At 30.7% G+C, this 18,236-nt stretch carries 19 protein-coding genes and 1 other annotated feature; of the genes, 7 read left to right on the forward strand and 12 right to left on the reverse strand.

Annotation, left to right across the window (positions count from 1 at the left end; genetic code table 11):
* Nucleotides 1-27: 27 nt before the first annotated feature.
* The 3 genes from dapB to WY13_RS12960 form a co-directional block, all read right to left on the reverse strand.
* Complete coding sequence (dapB, locus tag WY13_RS12950; RefSeq protein WP_063556055.1) at nt 28-780, reverse strand: 4-hydroxy-tetrahydrodipicolinate reductase; 753 nt, start codon at nt 778-780, stop codon at nt 28-30.
* Between the two features lie 139 nt (nt 781-919).
* A complete protein-coding gene (gene dapA, locus WY13_RS12955; RefSeq protein WP_063556056.1) occupies nt 920-1,801 on the reverse strand; it encodes a 4-hydroxy-tetrahydrodipicolinate synthase in 882 nt (293 codons plus the stop codon).
* Between the two features lie 56 nt (nt 1,802-1,857).
* The gene (locus WY13_RS12960) at nt 1,858-2,850 is read right to left on the reverse strand and encodes an aspartate-semialdehyde dehydrogenase (protein WP_063556057.1); all 993 of its coding nucleotides are present in this window, start codon (nt 2,848-2,850) and stop codon (nt 1,858-1,860) included.
* 493 nt (nt 2,851-3,343) lie between these two features.
* On the opposite strand from WY13_RS12960, the gene WY13_RS12965 reads away from it, so the two are divergent.
* The 4 genes from WY13_RS12965 to dapD all read left to right on the forward strand — a co-directional run bounded on the left by WY13_RS12965 (nt 3,344) and on the right by dapD (nt 6,261).
* On the forward strand, nt 3,344-3,613 hold the full coding sequence (locus WY13_RS12965) for a small, acid-soluble spore protein, alpha/beta type (protein ID WP_063556058.1): 270 nt from the start codon (nt 3,344-3,346) through the stop codon (nt 3,611-3,613).
* Nucleotides 3,614-3,749: 136 nt separating this feature from the next.
* Nucleotides 3,750-4,490, forward strand: a complete 741-nt coding sequence (locus WY13_RS12970; protein WP_063556231.1) for a class I SAM-dependent DNA methyltransferase — start codon at nt 3,750-3,752, stop codon at nt 4,488-4,490.
* Nucleotides 4,491-4,519: 29 nt separating this feature from the next.
* Complete coding sequence (hslO, locus tag WY13_RS12975) at nt 4,520-5,410, forward strand: Hsp33 family molecular chaperone HslO (protein WP_063556059.1); 891 nt, start codon at nt 4,520-4,522, stop codon at nt 5,408-5,410.
* A 134-nt stretch (nt 5,411-5,544) separates the two neighbouring features.
* The gene (gene dapD / locus WY13_RS12980; protein WP_063556060.1) at nt 5,545-6,261 is read left to right on the forward strand and encodes a 2,3,4,5-tetrahydropyridine-2,6-dicarboxylate N-acetyltransferase; all 717 of its coding nucleotides are present in this window, start codon (nt 5,545-5,547) and stop codon (nt 6,259-6,261) included.
* A gap of 76 nt (nt 6,262-6,337) precedes the next feature.
* On the opposite strand, the gene WY13_RS12985 is transcribed toward dapD, so the two are convergent.
* The 3 genes from WY13_RS12985 to pdaB all read right to left on the reverse strand — a co-directional run bounded on the left by WY13_RS12985 (nt 6,338) and on the right by pdaB (nt 8,557).
* Complete coding sequence (locus tag WY13_RS12985; RefSeq protein ID WP_063556061.1) at nt 6,338-7,063, reverse strand: single-stranded DNA-binding protein; 726 nt, start codon at nt 7,061-7,063, stop codon at nt 6,338-6,340.
* A gap of 80 nt (nt 7,064-7,143) precedes the next feature.
* A complete protein-coding gene (locus tag WY13_RS12990) occupies nt 7,144-7,641 on the reverse strand; it encodes a hypothetical protein (RefSeq protein ID WP_063556062.1) in 498 nt (165 codons plus the stop codon).
* A 163-nt stretch (nt 7,642-7,804) separates the two neighbouring features.
* Nucleotides 7,805-8,557: a polysaccharide deacetylase family sporulation protein PdaB gene (gene pdaB, locus WY13_RS12995; RefSeq protein ID WP_063556063.1), complete on the reverse strand. Its 753-nt coding sequence runs from the start codon at nt 8,555-8,557 to the stop codon at nt 7,805-7,807.
* 190 nt (nt 8,558-8,747) lie between these two features.
* On the opposite strand from pdaB, the gene WY13_RS13000 reads away from it, so the two are divergent.
* A complete protein-coding gene (locus tag WY13_RS13000) occupies nt 8,748-9,275 on the forward strand; it encodes a DUF4364 family protein (RefSeq protein ID WP_063556064.1) in 528 nt (175 codons plus the stop codon).
* A gap of 4 nt (nt 9,276-9,279) precedes the next feature.
* Here WY13_RS13000 and WY13_RS13005 read toward each other — a convergent pair whose 3' ends face one another.
* On the reverse strand, nt 9,280-10,167 hold the full coding sequence (locus tag WY13_RS13005) for a YncE family protein (protein ID WP_063556232.1): 888 nt from the start codon (nt 10,165-10,167) through the stop codon (nt 9,280-9,282).
* Nucleotides 10,168-10,309: 142 nt separating this feature from the next.
* Here WY13_RS13005 and WY13_RS13010 point away from each other — a divergent pair, with 142 nt between their 5' ends.
* Nucleotides 10,310-10,561, forward strand: coding sequence for a TIGR03905 family TSCPD domain-containing protein (locus WY13_RS13010; RefSeq protein WP_063556065.1), 252 nt, complete (start codon nt 10,310-10,312; stop codon nt 10,559-10,561).
* Nucleotides 10,562-11,105: 544 nt separating this feature from the next.
* Here WY13_RS13010 and WY13_RS13015 read toward each other — a convergent pair.
* From WY13_RS13015 to surE, 5 genes are all read right to left on the reverse strand, one after another.
* Nucleotides 11,106-12,452, reverse strand: a complete 1,347-nt coding sequence (locus WY13_RS13015) for a bifunctional folylpolyglutamate synthase/dihydrofolate synthase (RefSeq protein ID WP_063556066.1) — start codon at nt 12,450-12,452, stop codon at nt 11,106-11,108.
* Between the two features lie 23 nt (nt 12,453-12,475).
* Nucleotides 12,476-15,124, reverse strand: a complete 2,649-nt coding sequence (locus WY13_RS13020) for a valine--tRNA ligase (RefSeq protein WP_063556067.1) — start codon at nt 15,122-15,124, stop codon at nt 12,476-12,478.
* An 84-nt stretch (nt 15,125-15,208) separates the two neighbouring features.
* Nucleotides 15,209-15,420 (reverse strand) — a binding site (T-box leader).
* Between the two features lie 90 nt (nt 15,421-15,510).
* Nucleotides 15,511-15,915, reverse strand: coding sequence for a hypothetical protein (locus WY13_RS13025; protein ID WP_063556068.1), 405 nt, complete (start codon nt 15,913-15,915; stop codon nt 15,511-15,513).
* A gap of 222 nt (nt 15,916-16,137) precedes the next feature.
* On the reverse strand, nt 16,138-16,938 hold the full coding sequence (locus WY13_RS13030) for an ABC transporter substrate-binding protein (protein WP_242866492.1): 801 nt from the start codon (nt 16,936-16,938) through the stop codon (nt 16,138-16,140).
* 30 nt (nt 16,939-16,968) lie between these two features.
* Complete coding sequence (gene surE, locus WY13_RS13035; protein ID WP_063556070.1) at nt 16,969-17,718, reverse strand: 5'/3'-nucleotidase SurE; 750 nt, start codon at nt 17,716-17,718, stop codon at nt 16,969-16,971.
* Between the two features lie 183 nt (nt 17,719-17,901).
* On the opposite strand from surE, the gene WY13_RS13040 reads away from it, so the two are divergent.
* Nucleotides 17,902-18,234, forward strand: coding sequence for a PadR family transcriptional regulator (locus WY13_RS13040; protein ID WP_063556071.1), 333 nt, complete (start codon nt 17,902-17,904; stop codon nt 18,232-18,234).
* The last annotated feature ends 2 nt before the right edge of the window (nt 18,235-18,236 follow it).

Genomic DNA, 18,236 nt, shown 5'->3' on the forward strand with positions numbered 1-18,236 from the left:
TAATTAATTAGCGAACAGCCCTTTGTATTATTTACCATTAATTACATTTTTCATTGAATAAAAGCCTTTTTCTCTCTTATACATAAACTCACAAGCATGAAGTGCTCCTACAGCAAAGACCTCTCTTGAAATAGCAGTATGCTTTATCTCAATAGTCTCACCCTGGCCTGCAAATATAACCTCATGTTCTCCTACTATAGTTCCACCTCTTACGGCATGAATACCTATTTCATTATGAACTCTCTTTCTAATTCCTTCTCTTCCATTTACATAGTCAATCTTTTCTGGTATAGAATCTTTTATTGTATCTGCTAAAAGTAATGCTGTTCCACTTGGAGCATCTACTTTTTGATTATGATGTTTTTCTATTATCTCTATATCAAAGTTTTTATATAAAAGAGCACTTACATCTTTTAATACCTTATTTATGACATTTATACCTATAGACATATTGGCAGATCTAAAAATTGGAATAAACTTTGAGGCTTCCTGAATTTTTTTAATTTGTTCTTCACTATATCCTGTAGTGCAAAATATAATTCCTATATTATGTTTCTTACCATATTGTAGAAGTGAATCCAATGAATCAGGTCTTGAAAAGTCTAATATTACGTCTCCTTCTACATTACATTCTAATATATTGGTAAACACAGGAAATGCTGATTTTTCATCCTTCTTATCTATTCCTGCACATATGGATAAGTCCGGGAAATCCTCTACTAAATTGGTTATTACTTTTCCCATTTTGCCATTACATCCACTTAGTATAATTTTAATCATTTAAACCTCTCCTCAAATTATTTAATAATCATTAATTACAAAGTCACATATTGATTTAACGTGAAAGAAATAAATCTTTCACGTTAAATTAAAGAAAGCTAGCTTTCGTTTTACACAATAATTTAAATAAACTTGTTTTTTATTTTAAAAGTCCATAGTTTTTAAGCTCTGATTTTAAAACATCCAAATTTTCCTTAGACATATCACAAAGTGGAAGTCTTAAATTTCCAACATTCATATTCAAAACATTCATAGCAGTTTTTATAGGTATAGGATTTGTTTCTATGAACATAGTATTCATAAGTGTAAGAGCCTTTAATTGCATCTTTAGTGCTTCTTTTACATTTCCCTCTAAAAATAATTTACACATATCATGCATATCTTTAGGAATAATATTTGCAAGAACAGATATAACTCCAAGCCCTCCTAAAGACATTATAGGGACTGTCTGATCATCATTTCCAGAATATAAATCAATATCATCCCCGCATAGAGCTTTCATTTTAGCAATTTGACTTATATTTCCACTGGCTTCTTTAACAGCTACCACATTATCTAATTTGCATAATTCTTTTAAAGTTTTAGGCTGTATATTTAATCCTGTTCTTCCTGGTACATTATATACTACAATAGGAGTTTTTATAGCTGAAGACACTGCCTTAAAATGCTCTATCAATCCCTTTTGTGTAGTTTTATTATAGTAAGGTGTGATTACAAGGACTCCATCTACTCCTATACTTTCTGCCCATTTGCTCATGTTTACGGCAGATTGTGTACAATTACTGCCTGTACCTGCAATAACTGGTATCCTCTTATTAACAGTATCTACTGTAAATTTTATTGTATCTTTTCTTTCCTTTTCAGTCATAGTGGAAGCTTCACCTGTAGTCCCACAAATTATTATTGCATCTGTACCTGATTTTATTTGCCACTCAAGCAATTCTTTTAATTTATCAAAGTCCACCCCATTATCATTAAATGGGGTAATAATAGCTACCCCTGAACCTTTAAATAAGCTCATTAAAAGCACCCCTTCTCAATTCAAATTTAATATGCCTATCATCTTAAATTATATTGTTATTTATCCTTAACTATGCATTCTGCTATTTGAACAGCATTAGTAGCAGCACCTTTTCTTATGTTATCTGCTACAACCCATAGATTTAATCCATTGTCTACGCTAAAGTCCCTTCTTATTCTTCCTACAAATACTTCATCTTTTCCTGCTGCCTCTATTGGCATTGGATATACTAAATTGTCCACATCATCTTTTAACACTACTCCAGCAGCATTCTTGTACAATTCAAAAATATCCTCTATTTTAAAGTCTTTTTTAAGCTCTACATTTATACTTTCACTATGAGAATAAGTTACTGGTACTCTTGCTGTAGTAGCTGTAACTCTCAAAGTATCGTCATGTAATATTTTTCTTGTTTCGTTTACCATTTTCATTTCTTCTTTAGTGTATCCATTTTCCAAAAATACATCTATATGAGGAAGTATATTTCCTGCTATTGGATATGGAAACTTCTTAGGTGCATTTCCCTTATATCCTTCTAGTAAATCATTATATCCTCCCATTCCAGCGCCAGATACAGCCTGGTATGTAGAATATACAATTCTTTCTACTCCATATTTATCATAAAGAGGTTTAATTGCTACTATTGCTTGTATAGTTGAACAATTAGGATTTGCAATTATACCTTTATTCCATTTTATATCCTCTGGATTTACTTCAGGAACTACCAAAGGTACCTCTTTATCCATTCTCCAAGCACTACTATTATCTATAACTACTGCACCATATTTTGAAAATATAGGTGCAAATTTAAGGCTTACACTTCCACCTGCTGAGAAAAGAGCAATATCTATCTTTTTATTTTTTATGTTATCTTCTTTTAATTCCTCTACAGTATAATCTTTATCTTTAAATTTTAATATTTTTCCACTTGATTTAGCAGATGCAAACAAATACAATTTTTCTATTGGAAAATCTCTTTCTTCCAGCACCTCTATAAATTTTCTTCCTACCATTCCAGTACACCCAACTACTGCCACATTACAACTCATTTTAATATTCCTCCTAAAAATTTTATAATATAAATTGATTAAATATTTAAGTTTAAGATCTATTATTAAATATAATACCATGATATCTTAATAAAGATAACCTATTTAATTTTAAATATATCTTACTAAATATTTTACACTAAACTTTTGAAATATGTTCATAGAAATAAATATTATTGGGAATTAAAAATAACGCATACTTCATACTGCTTAATGTATTATATGCAATGTATAATGCACTTTAGAATAAAATTAATTGTTTCCGTTCAAAAGCCAAATAATAATTCTACTTGGAAAGCTTATTTAATTACCATAATATTCCTGTAGCTACGTGCATGTCATTTAGATTGCTGCTTTAAATGTATATTATATTTAAAATATATACTATAATTATTATAGTATATTATGTATTTATTCTACAGCAATTATAGTATGTATAAATCTCGCTTTTGGGGTAAAAATAATCTATAGTAAAAGTGGGAGGATGGTATCTATGTCAAAAACTCCATTAAAAAAAATCATAAAAGCAAAATTGAAATCAAACAGAGAGCTTACAGAAGCTGAAAAACTTAGAGAAAAATTAAAATATGAAATAGCTGAAGAACTAGGATTAAAAGAGAAAGTTAATTCATTTGGCTGGAGCAGTTTAACAGCTGAAGAAACTGGAAGAATTGGTGGCATGATGACTAAGAGAAAAAAGGAATTAAATATACCTAAAAATGAAAGTCTAGTAAACCATAGTAAAAACAAAGATAAACAATAAATTTGACTTATACCTCAAAAATATATAATATTAATTGATAAATACAATTTTACCTTTTTTAACTTTAAACACCTATAAAAATACCTGTAAGAAGGGAGTTAAAGACCGTTATGAAAATTTGATAACGGAAATAAAAATGAACTGCTATGGAAAATTTGCTCATATATATGACAATCTAATAAACAGCGATATAGATTACAGCACATGGGCTAAAAAAATTATAAACATATGTGAAAAATTAAATATAGACAGAGAAAATTATCTGGATTTAGCCTGTGGTACGGGTAATATGACAGAAAAGTTGGCACTTTATTTTAAAAATACCTGGGCAGTAGATTTATCCAGTGAAATGCTATCAGAAGCAGATATAAAGCTTAGGAACAGTGGATTAAAAGTAAACTTTATATGTCAAGACATAACTAATTTCGAGTTAAACAGGAAATTCAATCTCATAACTTGCTGTCTTGATTCTACAAACTATATATTAAAAGAATCAGAATTACAAAGTTACTTTAAAAGTGTGTTCAATCATTTAGAAAGCAATGGAATATTCCTATTTGATATAAATTCCTATTACAAAATTACAAATATACTAGGTAATAATACCTATACTTACGACGATGAAAATATTACGTATATGTGGGAAAATTATTTAGAAGATGACATTGTGGACATGTACCTCACATTTTTTATACGTCATGAGGATTTTTATAAACGATTTGATGAAAACCATCGCGAAAGGGCTTATACTTGCGAATATATAGAATCCACATTGAAAAATTGTGGGTTTAGAATTGTAAATAAATTGGACAACTACAGTGATAAAACTGTAACTGATACTTCTGAAAGAATATCATATATAGTAACTAAACTTTAATACACGTATGATTAGGAGATGGAAATTAAATGATAGATAAATTAATAAGAGCCACAGCTAAAGATGATAACATTCGAATAATAGCAGCCTCTACTACAAATCTAGTAAATGAAGCTGTTAAAATTCATGAATGTGCTCCTACAGCTGCAGCAGCCTTTGGAAGGATGCTCACGGCAGGAAGCCTTATGGGGGCAATGTTAAAATCACCTAAAGATAGCTTATCCCTTATAATTTCTGGAGGCGGTGAAGCTAAAGGAATATCTGTAACTTCCTATGCTGACTGCCATGTAAAAGGATATATAGGAAACCCACTTGCAAATTTGCCACCAAATAGTAAAGGAAAACTTGACGTAGGTGGAATCATAGGAACTAATGGAAATTTAACCGTAGTAAGAAATATGGGACTTAGAGAACCTTACTCCAGCAAAATTCCTATACAAACTGGGGAAATAGGAGATGATCTAGCTTACTACTTTACAGTTTCAGAGCAAACTCCATCTGCAGTAGCCCTTGGAGTTCTCGTAGATGTAGATTTAAGTATAAAGGCCTCAGGAGGATTCATCATTCAGATGCTTCCTGGAGCAGAAGATCTCCTTGCAGACTTAGTTACCTATAGGTTACAGGAACTTCCATCTATATCAAATATGCTAGCTAAGGGCATGAGTATTTCACAAATATTAAATGATATCTTTAAGGATATGGGATTAAAGATATTAGATGAATTAACACCTACTTATAAATGCGATTGTTCAAGGGAAAGAGTTGAAAAGGCTCTTATAAGCATAGGTGCAAAAGATTTAGAGGAAATTTATAATGAAGGAAAAACTGAAGAATTAAAATGTAACTTTTGTAAGACATCTTATAAATTTACCCATGAGCAAATAGGTGAAATACTTAAAAACTCCACAAAAAAATCCTGATATTAAGTACAAATTATCTACATACTTAAACTTTTATATGTTATAATTTGCTTAAAAAACTAAAAACGTAGTTATGCTTACTATAAAAGACTAAAATTTATTCATTATAAATAAAATGGAAAGGATGATTTAAAATGGAAGCAAAATATGACCTTACAGATCCATATCAAATAGCAAAGTATATAAAAGAGGCTAAAAAATCTACTCCAGTTAAAGTTTACCTTAAAGGTGACATATCAAATTGTGATTTAGGCAGTATAGAAAATTATAATAGTGGTGATTTTTACATTCTCTTTGGAGAAAGCGATGAAATATCAAAATTTTTAGAAGAAAACAAAGATAAGATCAAGCAATTTAGAATAGAACAGGACAGAAGAAACTCAGCCATTCCCCTTGCTGATTTGACAAACATGAATGCCAGAATTGAACCTGGTGCTATTATAAGAGATAAAGTTAAAATAGACAAAAATGCAGTAGTAATGATGGGGGCAGTTATAAACATAGGTGCAGAAATAGGTGAAGGCACTATGATAGATATGAATGCAGTAGTAGGTGCTAGAGGAAAACTTGGTAAAAATGTTCACTTAGGTGCTGGAGCTGTAGTAGCTGGAGTTTTAGAACCACCTAGTAAATCACCTTGTGAGATAGGTGACAATGTACTTATAGGAGCTAACTCCGTAATCTTAGAAGGAGTAAAAATTGGAACTGGCTCTGTAATTGCAGCAGGTTCAGTAGTAACAGAAGATATACCTGAAGGAGTTGTAGCTGCTGGAAGCCCTGCAAAAATAGTAAAGTCAGTAGATGATAAAACTAAAGGCAAAACTAAAATTTTATCAGATTTAAGGAAATAATTCATCTAGAAAATACAGGGTATAACCTCCTTAAAATTCAAGGACAAGGCCTATACCCTGTAAATACAGATTCTGTTTATGATATACGCTTATCGCCTATGTTATCCCCTAAGCTATTTTCATCTTCATTTTTAGGTTGTTCTTTTTCCTCTTCTTCGTTTTCTTCCTCCATTTTTTCTTTATCTCTGTTAACTTTTTCCATTTTAGATATAGAAACTTCATAAGCTATTTTCCTTACAGTTTCAGTATCTGATATCTTTTTTTGATATTCTCTACTCTGTAATCTTCCCCAAACCCTTATATTGTCACTTACTTTTAATGACTTACAAAACCTAGAATTTCTTCCCCAAGCAATGGTAGGTATGTAATCAGACTTATTATAAGCTCTGTTTACAGCTAGAAGCATATCTGAGATTTCTCTACCAAAGGGAGTTGTCCTATAAACTGGCTCCTTGCATATAAATCCATCAAGAAAAATTTGATTTGGATTTTTACTCCTTTCAGTGCAAAAATCTATATTTCTTGCAAATACAGTTAATATCAATCTATTTGCCCCATCCACAAATTTATTGTAGGACCTAAGCTGTCCTTCTATTATTACATCAGTTCCAACTTTGATATCCATTCCACCTATAAGTCTCTCTGAAATTGTAATGAATAGTATATCCTTACTTTCACTTAATCTAGGAACCTCAACATTAAAGGTGTAAAAACCCTCTCCATACATTTCGTGGCTAAATTGTAATTCTGAAGCTACTGTACCTTCAAGATAGATCTTATTGTTTAACATTAAATTGTCCATCATAAACCCCTCTTTCCCTTAGTTTTAAATGTTTCACTATCATATAGTTATTCATCAAAAAACAAAAATATACTTATAATTTAGCTTAAAGTCATAAATGTTTTATTTTTGATCAAATCATAAATGCACTTGTCTTCCATAAGACCTATAGTTATAGCTACTACAGCTGCGTAAAGTTCATCAATATCTTTGAGTGCCATATTAACTGGAATTTCCTGAGCCTCAATCACCCTTTTTCCCTCATATATAATATCTCTTTGGAGGCAATATACAAATCCGCTAGAATAGTCTAAGCTCGATATAGTAACCGTATTCTTATTTCCCAGTCCATAGGTTATGATGCAACCGGATATATCTACATTATTTTTCTTTTTACATATTAAATCCATATTTACAAAACAATAATCTCCATCCAGAACTTTGTACCTTTTGTCTATAGAATTTAGCACTACATAATTTATCCTTCTACTAGCATCATTGCTTGTAAACGTACAGTAGTCTAAATTCATTAAATCAAAAAGCTCTACCAAATATCTCTTAAACTGGGCATTAGTTTCAATAACTTCTATAGATTGCATCTTTATTACCTCCCGCTAAAATATATGTTTTAAAATTATTTTAAACAGGATATGTTTTTTTATACTATTTTCTAAATTGTAATCCAATCATTGATGCTTGCCCTCATTGCCATTATAATACATATTTATTGTGTTTTTCAATAATTGTTTAATATAAGTTATATTAATTTCTCATCTGCTTTCCGTCATAGTCCATTTTATAGTTATCTTTATATATCAAATCTCCTACCTTAACAAACTTGTATCCTTTTTCCTTTAAGTTTACTATTACCCTTTCTAAATTAGATGGTGTATACTTTGCACTATTATGAAATAGTAATATAGAACCAGGTTTTGTACTTTTTATAACCCTGTTGTATTCAAGATCTGCCCCCTGCTCTTTCCAGTCTATACTATCTACATCCCATTGAATGCAGTAATATCCTGAATTCTTTACTGTATCTATTACATCGTCATTATAAGACCCTTCAGGACATCTAAACAGTTTTGTTCCACTTCCTGTTATACTTCTTATTTTAGCTTCATTTATGTTTATATCTTCAATAATTTTATCTCTAGATATTTTCGTCATATTAGGGTGCCTATTTGAATGATTTCCTATTTCGTGTCCTTTATTATATATCTCTTTTAGTTTATCGGGATTTCTATCAACCCAGTCCCCTACTACAAAGAATGTAGCTTTTATATTATGTTTATCCAGTACATTTAATATCTCATCAATGTATTCATCTCCTAGACTAACATCAAAAGTTATAGCAACTTTTTTATCTTTTGTGTCAACACAATAAATAGGTAATTTCCTATTTACTCTTGCAAATGCCCCTTCATATCTATAATTTGCAAATAATGATACGCCAATAGCTATAAGCAATAATATGGACACCATAAATATTTTTTTTATACATCTTGATTTCAATTTTTACCTCCACAATATATTTATTTCATAATTTTATATAGTATTTTATAACAACAAATATTACAAAATTCAAAAAATTTATTTTAGATATATTACATTCAAAAATATGCATTCAAATATTTTATACAACTATGCTATAATATACATATATATTATTTTAGTATTCTTAATTCAATGGAGAGGATTTTAAATGTTTGAAAACACTTTAGAACTAGCAGAAAATAAATTACTTCTGCTTTACATATTTAAGAAAATCAAGTTTCCTATTTCCAATAATCAAATAACTGAAGTCATACTGGAAAATGACTTCATAAATTATTTTACTCTTCAACAATATTTAAATGAGCTTCTATCTTCTAATTTTATCAAGCAGATAGATTCTCAAAGTAACCATAAATTTATAATTACAAAAAAAGGCATAAAGGTGTTGTCCCTCTTCGGAAATAGAATTTCCAAAGATAAAATAGATATATTAGACAACTATATAGATGAGCGTTTTAATGACATAAAAAGTAAAATCTCAGTAAATGCCAACTATACAGCTAAACATAAAAACAGTTTTATGGTAAATTTAAAAATATCAGAAAGTAATTCCACCTTAATGAATTTGAAGCTAAATGTGGACTCTAAAAAAACTGCCCAAGGTCTATGTGAAAAGTGGGAAAAAAACTTTTCAGAAATTTATTATAAAATAGTTGAATTACTTATGGAAGATTAAAGATTTATTTCACAACCATACCTGTAGGTTCTCCACCTATAGGTATATATTTTTTATTTTCATCTTTTAAATTTACCTTTATCAATAAATTGTTATAGTTATCACCCACGTATAAACTTCCCCTTCGTTTTAATACACTTGCAGGCATACCCCCTACAATCAACCTCTTTTTCTCCTTATAGTTATTTATATCCAAAACACTTATTGTGCCATCTCCAAAATTAGATACAAAACAGTATCTACTGCTGCAGTATATGTCTACTGGCGAATTTCCCACAATAATTCTATTTATAATTTTATAGTTTTTAAGTGATAATATGGCTATACTTCCCCTAAACTCCGATCCTATATTGCTTTCACAGATAAGTATATGCTGTCCATCCACTGCAAACACAGCCTTAGTAGGATAGTATCCTACCCTTATGTTAGCTATACGTTCATTTTTTTTGCAGTCTATTAATGTTATGCTATCGTCTTCCATATTAGATATTACTAGCAACTTTTTTTCCTTATTCAAACATATACTATAAGGAAGATTTCCACAGGGAACTTCTTCAACCACTTTTCTCATGCTAAGATCAAAAACAAGTAAGCTGTTTAAATCACTGCATATTATATATGCATTATTTTTATAGGTAATAATATCATTGCAGCATGCCCCAACGTAATAAGTTTCTTCCTGAATTTCATTTTTTATATCTATTATAGATATGCTGTTATTATATTTATTTGCTGTTATAAGTTTAGAATCACTTAAACATACACCATGGGGTCCAACTCTATAGGTCATGTCCTCAGATTTTAAATGTATTCTAGTTTCTTCATGAAAATCATCCAGATTCACCTTTGATACCGTATCAGAAGAAGTGCTACATATATAAAGATACTCCAACACACCATCGCCCCCTTACAACTATAATATGAAGGTTAGCTAAAATAGGTAATACTAATTAATTTATTTTGTTGTATATTAACTTTATATTCTATATAATTATTTTGTTACTACATTATTTTATATGAAACAAGGTGATGAAATGTACAGTTATATAACAAAAGGAGTTTGTTCAAGTCAAATAAATTTTGATGTTGTAGAAAACAAAATTAGAAATGTAAATTTTGTAGGAGGATGTAATGGGAACTTACAAGGTATATCAAAATTAGTAGAAGGAATGGATGTAGCTGAAGCTGTCGAAAAATTAGAGGGAATTTCCTGCAGTGGAAAAGGGACTTCCTGTCCTGATCAATTTGCAACTGCCCTTAAAAAATTAGTTTTAAACCGTAAGTAAAAAATTTATCTAACATATAGATCTTCTAAGCAAAAAATCAACTTATTCTACGGATATCTTTTACAACCTTCAGTTCATTAAATATTTTGATAAGTCTAAGTAAAAAATTCTAAAAAAGCTAAGAACTTTTGAAAACTCGTACCTCAGACAATTCAAAAGTTCTAAGTTTTTACGAATTTTTTTCTAAGACTTATATGCAAAATATTTAAAAGAACTTCATTATTGTAAAAATATACCTGCGTATAAGTTGATTTTTAAGTTAGAATACCCATATAAATCTATATAGGGCTTCTAATTGAAATTTAAACTTATACATAAAATGTAATGACAAAATTGAAAGCACCTTTAAAAACTTTTCCATAAGTCTTAGCGAGGCATTTTAGAAAATCTTAGGAGCTTAGATATGTTTGAGGTACGAGTTTATCTAAGGTTCTTAGATTTTCAAAATACCGAGCTTTAGACTTGTCAAAAGTTTTTATGGTGCTAAAATTTGTCATTACATGCTTTGTATAAGTTAACTTTCAATCTAGAAACTTTATAGTGGTTATTTGCTGTTATTGTGCTTTCTTATAATTTTCCTCATGTCGCCTATCATATAAAGAGAACCCGATATCAATAAGATATCATCTTCGCTGCAGTAAGAAAGTGCCTTTTCGTAAGCCTCTTCATAACTATCCAAAGCTTCACATTTAGAGTTATATTTTTCTATGACACCTTTTAATTCTTTTGAATTTTCAGCTCTTGTATTGTTTGGAGTAACAGCTATTACTCTCTCCGCTAAAGGAACAATAGTTTTTACCATTACTTCAACTTCTTTATCTGCCAATATACCAAGTATAAGTATCATCTTATTGTAGTTAAAATAGGTACACAAGTTTTTCCTCAGCATGGAAATTCCTTCTCTATTGTGTGCCCCATCTATTACAACCAGTGGCTTTCGGTGCATTACTTCAAGTCTTCCAATCCATTTCACATTAGAAAGTGCTTTTAATATAGTCTGCTTATCTATATCAAATCCATATCTAGACAGTTCCTCTATAGCAAATAGGGCACAAGCACAATTTGTAAGCTGATGTCTACCTAAAAGGGATAATTTAATATGGTAATCTTCTTTTTTTGTATGTACCTTTATCTTTTGCACATATTCTTTGCTGTTATTGTTCACCTTTTCCTGATCTTCAGGCTCTACACAATCACAAGGAACCTTTATAAGTGTGCTTCCCCTTTCACTGCATACTTTTTCTATAGCTTCTTCTGCTTCTTTTTCTTCAGGATAAAGTATTACGGATATACCAGGCTTAACTATTCCTGCCTTTTCATGAGCTATCTCAGCTAAGGTATCTCCTAGTATCTGCATGTGGTCATAGCTTATAGAAGCAATTATGCTAAGTAATACTCCTCCATCTTCTTCTTTTGAAAATGGTGCCATAACATTTGTGGCATCAAGTCTTCCCCCAAGTCCAACTTCAACTACAGCTATATCAACTTTCTTCTCATAGAAATAATAGAACATAGTACAGGTAATTATCTCAAATTCGGTAGGGTTTTCATACCCGAGTTCAATAACTTTTTTAACAACTTCTGCCACCTTTGTTACTACCCTACTCAAATCATCCTTAGGTATATTGACACCATTTATCTGAATTCTCTCTTCAAATACTTCTAAATAAGGTGAAGTATACATACCTACCTTAAATCCTGCTTCCATTAGTATTCTATTTATCATTGCCGTAATAGAACCTTTTCCATTGGTACCCGCTACATGTATTGTCTTTATTTTCTTCTGTGGGTTACCTAAAAGCTCCAACATCTTTTCTGTCCTATCAAGTCCATAGTTACTTCCAAATTTAGCAGTAGTTTCTATATATTCAACTGTTTCATTGTAATTCATAGTAACACATCCCCACATTTTGTTTATTTTATATTCTGCAATCTTTCAATTACAGTATTCAGCATTTCTCTGTACTTATCTCCTTTTTCTCTTTCTGCATTTACCACAGCTTCCGGTGCCTTGGAAACAAATTTTTCATTTGAAAGTTTGTTTTCTACTCTCTTTATTTCTCCCTCTAGTTTTTCCTTTTCCTTATTAAGTCTTTCAATTTCCTTATCCATATCTACCAGATCAAAAAGTGGAATAAATAATTCTGCTCCTCTAGTTACTGCCGATACTATATTTTTTGGTGCATCATTTTTATCTTTTAAAAATTCAACCTCACTAGCAGAAGCTAATTTTTTGAAATAATCTTCTCCATTTTGAAAAGCTTCATATGCACCTTTTTCAGCTACATGAACCATAATTTTTGCTTTTCTAGAAAATGGTACATTCATTTCTGTTCTAATATTTCTTATTTCTCTAATAGCCTCTATAATATATTCCATATCTTTTTCTGCCTTTAAATCCTTCAGGCTTTCATCATATTCTGGCCATTTCGATATAGTTATGGATTCATACTCTGTATAAAGATGAGTATATATTTCTTCAGTTATGAAAGGCATTACAGGATGTAATAGCTGCAAACTTGTGGATAATACATTGTTTAATACATTGTATGCCACACCCTTAGCTTTTTCGTCCTCACCATACATAACAGGTTTAACAAGTTCTATATACCAATCACATAATTCTCCCCATATAAAATCATATAATTTCTGAGAAGCTATTCCAAGTTCAAATTTTTCTATATTATCTGTAACTTCTTTTACAAGAGTATTTAATTTAGACATTATCCATCTATCTGCACCACTGTAATCTTTGCAGTCTTTATACTTATTCATCAAATCTTCATCTATGTTCATAAGTACAAATCTTGAAGCATTCCATATTTTGTTTGCAAAATTTCTAGATGCTTCAACTCTTTCTGGATAATACCTTATGTCATTTCCTGGTGCATTTCCTGTAATAAGAGTAAATCTAAGAGCATCTGCTCCATACTCATCTATTACCTCTATTGGATCTACACCATTTCCAAGTGATTTTGACATTTTTCTTCCTTGAGAATCCCTTACGATACCGTGTATAAGTACATTTTCAAAAGGAATATCATCCATACAGTAAAGACCTGAGAATATCATCCTTGCAACCCAGAAGAATATTATGTCGTATCCTGTAACAAGAGTATTGTTAGGGTAGAAGCATTTCAAATCCTCTGTCTTATCTGGCCATCCAAGTGTTGAGAAAGGCCATAGTGCAGAACTAAACCAAGTATCCAGTACATCTTTATCCTGCTCTAAGTTAGTTGAACCGCACTTTGGACATTTTAAAGCTTCTCCATCTGTTACTATAACTTCACCACAATCCTTGCAGTACCAAACAGGAATTCTATGTCCCCACCAGAGCTGTCTTGAAATACACCAATCCTGAATATTTTCCATCCAGTTGAAGTAAGTTTTTTCAAATCTTTCAGGTACAAATTTAACCTTTTTATCTCTTACAACCTTAATAGCAGGTTCTGCTAGTGATTTCATCTTTACAAACCACTGCTTTGAAAGCATAGGTTCGATAGTAGTACCACATCTGTCATGACATCCTACATTATGTGCATGTTCTTTGATTTTAACCAAATATCCCTGCTTATCTAAATCTTCTACTACTAACTTTCTAGCTTCATATCTATCAAGTCCATCATATTTTGTTCCAGGTAATTTTATAGTTCCATCTTCGTTCATTATTATTATTTCAGGAAGGTTATGTCTTTTTCCTACATGATAGTCATTAGGGTCATGCGCTGGTGTTATCTTAACTGCTCCTGTACCAAACTCCATGTCTACATAGTCATCGGAAACTATAGGTATTTCCCTATTTATAATTGGAAGTATAGCTTTCTTTCCTACTAAATGCTTATATCTTTCATCCTTAGGATTAACTGCAATGGCTGTATCTCCAAACATTGTTTCAGGCCTTGTCGTTGCAATTTCAAGGTATTCGTCACTACCTACAATCTTATATTTTATGTGCCAAAAATGTCCCTGCTGCTCTTCATACTCGATTTCCGCATCGGATATAGCTGTCTGACATTTAGGACACCAGTTTATTATCCTGTTTCCCTGATATATAAGGCCATCATTATATAGTTTTACAAAGAACTTTTTTACTGCCTTATTGAGGCCTTCATCCATAGTAAATCGCTCTCTTGTAAAATCTGCAGAACAACCAAGCTTCTTTACCTGGTTTCTTATTCTTCCTCTGTATTCATTACTCCAATCCCATGTTTTTTCAAGGAATTTTTCTCTTCCTATTTTCTTTTTTTCTATTCCATCTTTTAGAAGTTCTTTTTCAACTTTTACCTCAGTTGCAATACTTGCATGATCTTCACCCGGAAGCCATAGTGTACTGTAGCCTTGCATTCTCTTTGTTCTTATTATTATGTCCTGTATAGTATCATCTAGCGCGTGTCCAAGGTGCAATTTTCCCGTAATATTTGGAGGTGGTATTACTATTGTATAGGATTTTTTATTTTTATCTGCTTTGGGTGTAAAGTATCCTTTTTCTTGCCAAAGATCATAAAGTCTGTCTTCAAATTCTTTTGGGTTATAAGTAGTTGCCATTTCTTTCTTTTGTGCCATCAAATCTCCTCCTAATTATTAGATATTCTAATATTAATACCAATTCAAGTATTTACATTCTTAAATCAAAAAAAGCCTTCATCCATAAAGGACGAAGACCCGCGTTACCACCTTTTTTCCTGTAAATACAGGCTCTTAAAAAATAACGATTAAGAAAACCGTCTTTACCTACTGTTATTTCAGCAAAGAAACTCCAAAGCTACCTTCAAGATAATACATATAGAAAACCTCTCAACTAACAAGTTTTCCTCTCTTTATACTCCATTATCTCTAATCCTCTTTTTCACAGTTAACAAATTCAAATTTATATAGTTCTATTATAACGTTATTTTTCAACCTGTCAAGAATTTTTATAGTAAATCCCTATATGCATTAATCTTATACAACTAGTATTTTTTAAACATATTTCCTGGCGAATCATTCAATAATTTTACACACAATCTATATTTATAGTGTATCATAGAAAGGTATTCTTCTTCCGATAATACATCTTGAAAATCATCTTCATCTACAAGACCATATTTAGGATGAAATATAATAGCTCTATAATTTATCCCACCATTTCTTACACCTATAAAAAATATAGCAATAAATTTTTTATTATCTGCATTTAATAACGTTCCTGGAATATATACTTCATCCATTTCATTATACGAAACTCCATATAGATCTTCAAATTTCATACTTATGTCTCTATACACTTTTTCAAAATAAAATGGATTTTCTCCTATTTTCTTAAAATCAACCTTTCGAGCATAATCTTCTATATAATCTAAATATTCATCATTCAAAATATACACCACCTACCATTCATACAGCAAAAAGACTTTAATTGTATTTTATTCCATTATATCAAAATTTATGTGTAGACAGAACTTAAATTTAAAATTAATAGTTAAGAATTAATAGTTATGGTTAATTCTTAACTATTAATTCTTAACTTAAATGTAATTTTCAATTACTAACAGTCTGTTGATGTATTCAAGTTTATTTCTATTTTGAAATACTATAAGCTATTTAATAGCTTTTTCTGCAAAAGAGTTATTAACTATCTTGTTAAAGTCTGGTCTTGAAGGTATTAAACTAGGTTTATAGTTTTGTATTATATCCACAAGTCTGTTTAAATCCTGCTCTTTTATAACTGGAGTAGTCGCATAGGCATTTATAGATCTATAATTTTTCACTACAGAAATCAAGATACCTTCATCTGTTCCAGGGAAAAATGATTTTATAGCTTCAGCTACTTCTGTGTCATTGTGTTTTTGAACCCATATTTGTCCTTGATGAATTGCATCAGTGAATTTTTGTATAGTCTGTGGATTCTTTTCCATATAGGATTTAGTTGAAAAATAACATGTGTATGGAAGTACACCAGCAGATTTGCCTACTGAAGCAACTACGTATCCATTTTTATCTTTTTCAAGCATACTAGCTGTTGGTTCAAAAAGTGCAACATAGTCACCTGTTTTCGATTTAAAAGCTCCTCCTGTTGCAGTATAAGCAATATTAGTTATCAAGTTAACGTCTTTTCCAGGTTGAATTCCATTTTTCTGCAATACATACTCCAGAGCCATTTCGGGAACTCCGCCAGGTCTTCCTCCAATTATACTTTTACCTTTTACAGATTTCCAATCAAAGTTTTTTTCCGCTTTTCTACCAACTAAAAAAGAACCATCTGTAGTTGTAAGTTGTGCAAAAAGTACGGGGTAATCCCTTCTCTTCTGGTTATATATATATATTGTCTGCTCCGGCCCACAAAATCCAATATCACAACTTTTACTAAGTACCTGCTGCATAGTTTTATCTGCTACCATTACAAAAACACAAGTTTTTATCCATTTTTATTAATTAAAAATTTTATCAACCTGTTTAAGCAGTTTAAAATTAGTAAGATCATAGTGAAGTGGCGTTAAAGTAGCATAACCTTGTTTCATAAAATATCCATCTGTGTCATTAGCATAGGAATCACTCATCTTACCTTTTAATTGAAAAGTCTTTCCCTCATCTTTAGAATCCACCTCTATAAAATAACCAGTATATCCTCTTTCACCAATTTTACACACTTTAATTCCTTTTTTTATTTTCATAGGCATATTTAAATTAAATACAACATCATCTTTCATATATTTATCTTCAAGCTTTTCCAGTACTTCTGAAACACATTTTGCTGCATCCTCATATTCTCCTTCTACTCCATCTTCCACTTCCATAGATGCAGCCAGTGAAGGTATTTTATTGATGGCAGCCTCAATAGCTGCAGAAACCGTACCAGAATACAACACGTCCAATCCAATATTCAATCCATTATTTATTCCAGATAAGACCATATCTATATTTCCATCTACAATTTTATCTATTGCAATCTTTACACAATCTGCAGGTGTACCAGTGACGCTGTAGGCTTTTGATTTTATTCCTTCAAGCTTCACTTGTTTGACAAATAAAGGATCTCTTACTGTTATTGAATGACTGCTGGCACTTTTTTCAACATCCGGCGCAACAATTATCAATTCATGCTTTTTTTCTAATTCCTTGGCTAATGCATATATTCCCTTTGCATTAACTCCATCGTCGTTGGTCAATAATAATTTCATAAATTAGCCTCCACACTTATAAATTGATCATTTAAAACTATTCTACTACAAATACAGAAAATTAAATGTAGAAATAAATAAAAAATAATAATTTAAAACTATTTTATATCTGTTGACACATATATCATTAAATGATATAGTATATTAAATCATATGTCATTTAATGATATATAGGAGGTAAAAATGGCTAGAAATAATTCTTTAGAAATGGGTGAACTTACAGACACCTACTATTATATTTTGCTATCTTTAATAAAACCTAAACATGGCTATTTGATTATGAAATCAGTTGAAAAAATGTCAAAAGGCAAGTTTTCAATAGGTCCTGCATCTTTGTATACAAGTATAAAAAAACTTCTTGATGCAAAACTCATAAAACTTACAGAGGAATCAGATCAAAAAAAAGTTTACATTGCTACAGATAAAGGAATTCAATTTTTAAAAAATGAAGTTGAAAGAAAACGTAAGATGGTTCAAATTGCAGAAGAAATATTTAATAATGAGGAGATGTTATAGTA

Source organism: Clostridium ljungdahlii (genome assembly GCF_001636845.1).
In the GTDB taxonomy this organism is placed as follows: domain Bacteria; phylum Bacillota; class Clostridia; order Clostridiales; family Clostridiaceae; genus Clostridium_B; species Clostridium_B ljungdahlii_A.

Excerpts from the sequence above, each read along its gene's own strand:
- surE (WP_063556070.1), bottom strand. The coding sequence starts at position 17,718 with ATGAAATTATTATTGACCAACGACGATGGAGTTAATGCAAAGGGAATA.
- dapA (WP_063556056.1), bottom strand. The coding sequence starts at position 1,801 with ATGAGCTTATTTAAAGGTTCAGGGGTAGCTATTATTACCCCATTTAAT.
- WY13_RS12965 (WP_063556058.1), top strand. The coding sequence starts at position 3,344 with ATGTCAAAAACTCCATTAAAAAAAATCATAAAAGCAAAATTGAAATCA.
- WY13_RS13040 (WP_063556071.1), top strand. The coding sequence starts at position 17,902 with ATGGCTAGAAATAATTCTTTAGAAATGGGTGAACTTACAGACACCTAC.
- WY13_RS13010 (WP_063556065.1), top strand. The coding sequence starts at position 10,310 with ATGTACAGTTATATAACAAAAGGAGTTTGTTCAAGTCAAATAAATTTT.
- dapB (WP_063556055.1), bottom strand. The coding sequence starts at position 780 with ATGATTAAAATTATACTAAGTGGATGTAATGGCAAAATGGGAAAAGTA.
- hslO (WP_063556059.1), top strand. The coding sequence starts at position 4,520 with ATGATAGATAAATTAATAAGAGCCACAGCTAAAGATGATAACATTCGA.
- WY13_RS12970 (WP_063556231.1), top strand. The coding sequence starts at position 3,750 with ATGAACTGCTATGGAAAATTTGCTCATATATATGACAATCTAATAAAC.
- WY13_RS12960 (WP_063556057.1), bottom strand. The coding sequence starts at position 2,850 with ATGAGTTGTAATGTGGCAGTAGTTGGGTGTACTGGAATGGTAGGAAGA.
- WY13_RS12990 (WP_063556062.1), bottom strand. The coding sequence starts at position 7,641 with ATGCAATCTATAGAAGTTATTGAAACTAATGCCCAGTTTAAGAGATAT.
- WY13_RS13000 (WP_063556064.1), top strand. The coding sequence starts at position 8,748 with ATGTTTGAAAACACTTTAGAACTAGCAGAAAATAAATTACTTCTGCTT.
- dapD (WP_063556060.1), top strand. The coding sequence starts at position 5,545 with ATGGAAGCAAAATATGACCTTACAGATCCATATCAAATAGCAAAGTAT.
- WY13_RS13030 (WP_242866492.1), bottom strand. The coding sequence starts at position 16,938 with ATGGTAGCAGATAAAACTATGCAGCAGGTACTTAGTAAAAGTTGTGAT.
- WY13_RS12985 (WP_063556061.1), bottom strand. The coding sequence starts at position 7,063 with ATGGACAATTTAATGTTAAACAATAAGATCTATCTTGAAGGTACAGTA.
- WY13_RS13020 (WP_063556067.1), bottom strand. The coding sequence starts at position 15,124 with ATGGCACAAAAGAAAGAAATGGCAACTACTTATAACCCAAAAGAATTT.
- WY13_RS13015 (WP_063556066.1), bottom strand. The coding sequence starts at position 12,452 with ATGAATTACAATGAAACAGTTGAATATATAGAAACTACTGCTAAATTT.